Annotated in this window: 5 protein-coding genes; all 5 read left to right on the top strand. The window is 56.8% G+C overall.

Going from position 1 to position 6,884, the window contains the following annotated elements; genetic code table 11:
• The first annotated feature begins 161 nt into the window (after positions 1–161).
• The 5 genes from GOALK_RS10020 (at position 162) to GOALK_RS23425 (ending at position 6,800) form a co-directional block, all read left to right on the top strand.
• Complete coding sequence (locus tag GOALK_RS10020) at positions 162–1,691, top strand: sugar transferase (RefSeq protein ID WP_006358693.1); 1,530 nt, start codon at positions 162–164, stop codon at positions 1,689–1,691.
• Positions 1,691–2,992: a UDP-glucose dehydrogenase family protein gene (locus tag GOALK_RS10015; protein WP_006358692.1), complete on the top strand. Its 1,302-nt coding sequence runs from the start codon at positions 1,691–1,693 to the stop codon at positions 2,990–2,992. Before GOALK_RS10020 ends, GOALK_RS10015 begins: the two co-directional genes overlap by 1 nt.
• A gap of 222 nt (positions 2,993–3,214) precedes the next feature.
• Positions 3,215–4,366 (top strand): glycosyltransferase, encoded by a 1,152-nt coding sequence (locus tag GOALK_RS10010; protein ID WP_006358691.1) that lies wholly within the window; start codon positions 3,215–3,217, stop codon positions 4,364–4,366.
• Positions 4,363–5,505 carry a glycosyltransferase gene (locus GOALK_RS23430; RefSeq protein WP_081474328.1) on the top strand — a complete coding sequence of 381 codons (1,143 nt, stop codon included), beginning with the start codon at positions 4,363–4,365 and terminating at the stop codon, positions 5,503–5,505. Before GOALK_RS10010 ends, GOALK_RS23430 begins: the two co-directional genes overlap by 4 nt.
• 116 nt (positions 5,506–5,621) lie before the next feature.
• Positions 5,622–6,800, top strand: a complete 1,179-nt coding sequence (locus GOALK_RS23425; RefSeq protein ID WP_081474327.1) for a glycosyltransferase family 4 protein — start codon at positions 5,622–5,624, stop codon at positions 6,798–6,800.
• Positions 6,801–6,884 lie beyond the last annotated feature (84 nt).

Raw genomic sequence — 6,884 nt, 5'->3', positions numbered from 1 at the left:
GGACTACAAAAGCGTTCAAGTTGTACATATGACCACTCTCAAATACGCTCACTAACATCCGCGAAGTCAATTGCGGGCGGGCGTCGTCGACGTTCTGGTGGTTGGGCGTAGGGGCCGATCGCCGCCTTCGAGTTCATCGGTTTTGTTTTGGGAGGTTGGCTGTGGCCCATCATCCGGCGTACGACGGATTGGGGTGGGATTCGGAGCGGACGGCGTCCAAGTTGCGCTCCGCTACTAGCGAAGCGCGTGGACGTCCGCGCTCTTGGGTCCACGGTTACGTAGTCCGACTTGCTTGTAGCGATGTGCTCATCGTCGCGTCCGCAGTAGCTGTGGCACAGCTGATTCGTTTTGGTGCGGACAGTGCCATGGCCTCAGCCGGCGCCCTCGATGCACCCGCGATAGTGGTTTCCCTTGCACTCGCCGTTACATGGATCGCGGCACTGCGCCTGTTCCAGACACTTGATAGGCGGATCGTGGGATCGGGGCCGACTGAGTACAGCCGCGTGGCTACCGCCTGTTTTGCAGTATTCGGCGTGCTTGCGATCCTGGATCTCCTGTTCCGACTGAACATTGCACGAGGGTTCTTGGCGGTGGCCCTCCCTCTTGGAACGTTCGGTCTCTTCGTCTCCCGTTGGGCTTGGCGTCAATGGCTTCGAAGGCAGCGTGCAGAGGCTAAGAACACGGACCAGCTCCTCGTAGTTGGTGATATGCAGTCGGCTCTTCCTCTGGTCAAGCGTTTGAATAGGAAGCCGACTCTCGGGTACGAGGTGGTCGGTCTATGTCTGCCTCCCGGTCAGCGGACCGCGATTCGAGAAGTTGAAGTAGGGGAGCGTACGGTTCCCGTTTATGGTGGATGCGGCTCTATCGGTGATGCCGTGTTGCGTTCCGCCGCGAACGCAGTTGCTCTGACAGCGCCGACACCGGTGCAAGAGTTCGTTCGCGAGCTGTCCTGGGAGCTCGAAGATCTCGACGTAGACGTTTTGGTCGCGCCAGGAGTCGCCGACGTTGCTGGACCGCGCATGATGATGCGCCAAGTCGACGGCTTGCCTTTGTTACACATTGACAAGCCTCGATATGGCGCATCGCAGAGACTCTTGAAGACTGGCTTGGACTATGTGGTCGCCCTCACTGCGCTGACGCTCATGGCGCCAGTAATGATCACGACGGCAATCGCTATAAAAGCGTACGATGGTGGACCTGCTTTCTTCCGGCACCAACGCGTCGGGAAAGACGGACAAGTCTTCCACGTGTGGAAGTTCAGATCGATGCGCCCGGATGCGGATGCAATCAAATACGAGGTCCCTACTGAAGAATCGGATGGCGTAACGAGATCGGTGTTCTTCAAGTCCGAGAACGATCCTCGAATCACCCCTGTAGGACGCTTCATCCGTCGAACAAGTATCGACGAACTTCCGCAATTCTTCAATGTGCTGACTCGCGATATGAGTGTCGTTGGTCCGAGGCCGCTCGTGCCCGGTGAGGGTTCTGAAATCCCGAACTTTGTAGAGCGCCGCCTGCTAGTGAAGCCAGGTATCACCGGACTTTGGCAGGTGTCGGGCAGGTCGGATCTAGCTGAGGAAGACAGGATTCGACTCGACCTGATCTATGTCGAAAACTGGTCCATGATGCAGGATCTTTCGATCCTCTGGCGGACCGTACGAGCTGTACTTGCGAAGGATGGTGCTTACTAATGCGGATGGTCGTTCTTGGCCTCGGCTACCTGGGAGCAACGCACGCAGCGTGTATGGCGGAGCTCGGGCACGAAGTCTTGGGCATTGAGGTGGACCCAGAGAAGCGTGAGCAACTCGCAGCGGGGGTCGTGCCCTTCTACGAGCCTGGGCTACCCGAACTCTTGCGGAAGCATATCGACTCTGGCCGGCTGACAGTATCGGGTTCGTATAGGGATGCCGCCGAATTCGCAGACGTGTTCTTTATCGCTGTGGGTACTCCTCAGAAGAAGGGGGAGTACGGTGCTGATCTCCAGTACGTGGATGCCGCCATCGACGAGTTAATTCCTCTTCTCACTCGTGACGGGCTAATTCTCGGCAAGTCGACGGTTCCAGTCGGTACGGCTCAGCGGCTGAGTGACCGTGCTGCTGAACTGGCAAAGGACGTTGACGTCGAAATCGCCTGGAACCCAGAGTTCTTGCGGGAAGGATATGCAGTAAAGGACACTTTGCAGCCTGATCGACTCGTGCTGGGTAGGTTCGCGGGAGGCCGCGCGGAGAGCGTGTCCCGTGATATCTACTCCTCAATCATCGACTCGGGTACACCTTTCATTATCACCGATCCGCCGACCGCGGAGCTTGTCAAGACTTCGGCCAACGCATTCTTAGCGACCAAGATTTCTTTCATCAACGCGATCGCGGAAGTTTGCGACGCTGCGGGGGCGGATGTGAAAGCCATCGCCGACGCCATTGGCTATGACTCCCGGATCGGACGGAAGTTCTTGAACGCTGGCATCGGTTTTGGTGGTGGCTGCCTGCCGAAGGACATTCGTGCGTTCATGGCCAGGGCAGGTGAACTTGGTGCTGCCGAGGCCCTGACTTTCCTTAGGGAGGTCGACAACGTCAACATGCGTCGGCGCACCCGAATGGTTGAGCTTGCCAGGGAAGTCTGTGGTGGCACCTTGCTAGGCAAGAGGGTGGCGATCCTTGGGGCTGCGTTCAAGCCCGAATCTGACGATGTCCGCGACTCGCCCGCACTCAACGTTGCGGGGCAGATTCAGCTACAGGGTGCTTCCGTCTCCGTTTATGACCCCAAGGCGATGGACAATTCTCGAAAGCTGTTCCCCACCCTCGACTATTCATCCTCAGCTCTGGAGGCCTGCGACCAAGCGGACGCGATGCTTCTCCTAACAGAGTGGCAGGAGTTCTTGTCGCTCGATCCGGCCGAGCTTGGTAAGCGAGTTCGTCATAAGAACCTAGTCGACGGGCGAATGTGTCTGAATCCCACGGTGTGGGAGTCTGCTGGGTGGAACTACCGAGTGTAGTACTCGGCATTCCCACCAGGGTTCAGACATGAGCTCAATCAATATACAACAACGGTGGCGTGATTGGTTCGAATCTCATGCAGTCCATGACGACAGTCGCTAGAGGTTTGGGAGGCGGAGTGGCCCTGCCCAATCGACCAGTCAGTCGCAGTGAAGGGATTTGCTGATGCTTACATGTCTTGGACAAGTGCCGATCGGTCGGAGTGCGGGCGGGACCCTAAAATGAGTACGCCGTCGCCGTCGGGATCAATACGCCCACCAATCATCCTCCCACCTAACGGGGTGCTTGCCCACGAGTGGATCGAGCAGTATGGAGGGTCTGAGCAGGTCCTCGCGGAATTTGCGGAGCTAGCTCCCGACGCCGATATCCTGTGCCTGTGGAACAGTGCGCAAGGACGATTTAAGGAAGCGAGGGTCCGAGAGAGCTGGCTCGCTCGCACGCCTCTTCGCAGGTCGAAAGTCGCCTCCCTTCCCTTCATGCCGATGACTTGGAGGATATGGCGGAACAAAGGCTACGACTGGGCGCTCATTTCCAGCCACGCGTTTGCTCATCACTTCCGCACGCCCGGAATGTCGTTCGAGCGAATCTTCGTGTACGTTCATTCGCCTGCGCGGTACCTCTGGGCGCCGGAAATAGACTCACGCGGCCATGGTTTTGCGCGTACGATTGCTTCCTCGGGTCTCCGCGCTATCGATCGACACGCGGCGCGGCATCCTCGCACTCTGGCGGCGAATAGCGAATATGTAGCGCAGCGAATCGCCCGAAGCTGGGACAGAACCTCACGCGTTATCCATCCTCCTGTCGACGTTGAGCGGCTCTCGACGGTTGATGACTGGGCTGAGTTGCTTACGGAAAACGAGCGGACGGTCCTCGACAAACTTCCTCGGCCGTTTCTTCTCGCGGCTTCGCGATTGGTCCCGTACAAGGCAATCGATCAGACGATTCGGGTCGGCAAGAAGATGGGCATCCCAGTTGTCGTTGCTGGAGCAGGTCCTGATCGCGATCGTTTGGAATCTCTGGCAGAAGAACTAGGCTCTCACGTAACGTTTCTGGGCCGGGTCAGTGATGAGATGCTGTACGCCTTGTATCAAGAAGCTCTTGTATACGTGTTCTTGGCCGTCGAGGATTTCGGAATCATGCCCGTTGAAGCAATGGCTGTGGGGGGCCGGGTGGTCGCAAACTCAATCGGCGGTACTGCCGAAACAGTCGAAGGGATTGGGCAGGTCGCGCCGGCGAAGGACATCGAAGCGGTGGCTGAGGCGGTTGAGCGGGTTGCCGCCAAGCCGCGGCCAAATAGCCTCTCTCTAGAGAAGCGGTTTGGTCGGGCCAGATTCCGTTCGGAGATCGCGGAATGGATTGAAGACGTACTATGAGCGGTGAACAACTACCTGTGGTTATTTTGTCGACTGCAGATTTCCTGAGCGACGTTTGGACGAACAAGCAGCACCTCGCCGTTGGGCTTGCCGAAACACGCGAGGTGTACTACATCGAATCCTTAGGGCTGCGTGAGCCTGTAATTTCGCGCCGAGATATATCAAGAATCTGGCGCCGAATAGTCCGAAAAGGAAAGTCTGACCCCAAGTCCAGTCAGAACGCGCAAGTCCCGGAGCGGTTGAAAATCATCTCGCCAATCGTCGTGCCGTATCACCGTTTTCGTCTGGTCCGCTTTGTTAACTTTATCTTGCTGAGAGCTACGGTTTGGCGGAAGCTCCCCAACAGGGTGACGCTGTGGACTTTTTCACCGATAACCTACGGCTTGGAACGGCGAGCAGATTCGATTTTCTATCACTCGGTGGACCTCCTACATACTTCTGCTGGACTCCCGAGTACGCTATTGCTCGAGAGAGAACGAGTGCTAATCGAATCGGCCGATTCGGTCATTGCTAGTTCTCGTGTTGTAAAGGACCATTTGCTGCGAATGGGCGCCCCGGAGGTGAATTTATGGGAAAATGTTGCGCAGGTAGAAATCTTCAGTGATGTCGAGGTCCCGCGGAAAAAACGTGCTGTATTCGCGGGTAACCTCAGTCCGCACAAAGTCGACTTCAGTCTCCTTGAGGAGCTTCTCGATTCTGGTATCGAACTCGTGGTCGCTGGGCCGCGCGGGATCGACGGATCAACGGAGCTAGACGGGATGCGTCGCGTCCTCGATCATCCGAGATGTGAATACGTAGGCAACCTGTCTATTCCTGAACTCGCTCGAGTGTTGCCGTCTTGCATGGTTGGATTGATCCCATATCAAATCAATGACTATACGAATGGTGTCTTCCCGATGAAGGTATATGAGTATCTTGCTGCGGGTCTTACGGTTGTTACGACGCCTCTGCCAAGTCTTGATCAACCCATAAACGGCTTGCGGATCGCGGACGCGAACACATTCGTCGATGAAGTCGAAAGTGCTCTAACCGGTTGGGATGAGTACCAATCGGAAGCATCCCGGAAAGAGGCCGTCGGACACTCGTGGACAGATCGCGTCCGCAGTGCGAACGCGCTCATCGATGGATGTGCAGGGTAGCGCATGCTCGAGATGAAGCGCACAGGGCAGGCAGTCCTCCGTCGTGGTACGACCCTCGGGGCGGTCTGGGGTCAACCTACTAGCACAGGGACTCTGCAACTAGAATTACGAAGCCGATGACCCAGATTGATGTAGCGGTTCGGCGAATATCTTTCGATGACGGTGTGGGCGGGATGGAGCGCGCCGCCCAGCGGCACATCCTGTCGATGTGCAAGGCTGGTTACACAGTCCGGATATTCACTGATGTCGGGGCGATGACGGGACATCCTCCGAGTTCGGTTAGTGTCATCGACGTTCCGTGGCCGGCGGGTATGTCCACGGGCGGTGGACCCACGTTTGGTTGTGCCTACCTTCTATGGGTGAGAAAGCTTCGAAGAGCGCTTCGTCGGGCTGGCGCCTGCGACGCCGTTCTCCATCTGCACGGCGCTACATCAGCGGTACTCTCAGATACCTCTTTGAGAAAGCGCTACGTCACTGTCGTGAATCCGCACGGGCTCGAGGCATTTGGAGCTTTCTCTCTTAAACGAATGCCGAATCGAGTGTTTCTGAGACATATGGCGAAAAAGGGGCGATTTGCCGATGCAGTGATCGCTACTGACGCGAGCCTAGTTGATCATATTACTCGGAACGTTGAATGTTCGGACACTGTCCGTGTAATTCCGAACGCAGTCGACTGCGAAAGGTTGCGAACCCTTGCCTCGTTCAAGAACCGACCCCGGTCGAATGATGTATTCGTAGTAGTTTCCATCGGAAGATTAGTGCGCAACAAGGGTTACGACCTACTCGCGCAAGCGCTCGGAGATCGCCGTATTCAGGACGCGGTGGGCAAATCTCTTCGATGGACGCACTTCGGCGACGGTGCTGCATTAGACAGTGTTCGAGCGTACGCGAACGATCATGGCGTGGACCTGCGAATCCGCAGTGGATGCTCCGACGAAGAAGTTCAATCGGAGCTGAGCGGTGCAGATTTGTTTGTCCAGCCGTCCCGGTACGAGGGTTCTAGTCTCACGACATTGGAAGCGATGGTCCACGGTCGGCGGATCGTGGCCACTCCCGTCGGAGGAATTGTAGACAAGGTAATCGACGGCGTTACCGGGCATCTCGCGGCTGAAGTGACGGTCGAAAGTATCGCCGAGGCGATACTTAGGGCGCTCGGTGACGAAGAGAATTCTTGCGGCAGGGGCGCGATGGAGGCCGTTAACGGTCGATTCTCGAGCGAAGCAGAATCCCTGCTTTACCAGCATCTGTATAAAAGCCTCGCCGAGGCAAGGTTACTTAAGCGGAGCGTCTCGTGATTCGTGGCGTCCTCAGCCTCATGACCGGGGGGCTGGGTGGCAAGATTCTTGGCGTTGTGAGGGAGGGGATAGTTGCGTATCTGT

Source organism: Gordonia alkanivorans NBRC 16433, assembly GCF_000225505.1.
Lineage (GTDB): Bacteria > Actinomycetota > Actinomycetes > Mycobacteriales > Mycobacteriaceae > Gordonia > Gordonia alkanivorans.
The sequence above is the reverse complement of the archived record's forward strand: the minus strand, read 5'-3'. Positions and strand labels throughout refer to the sequence as shown.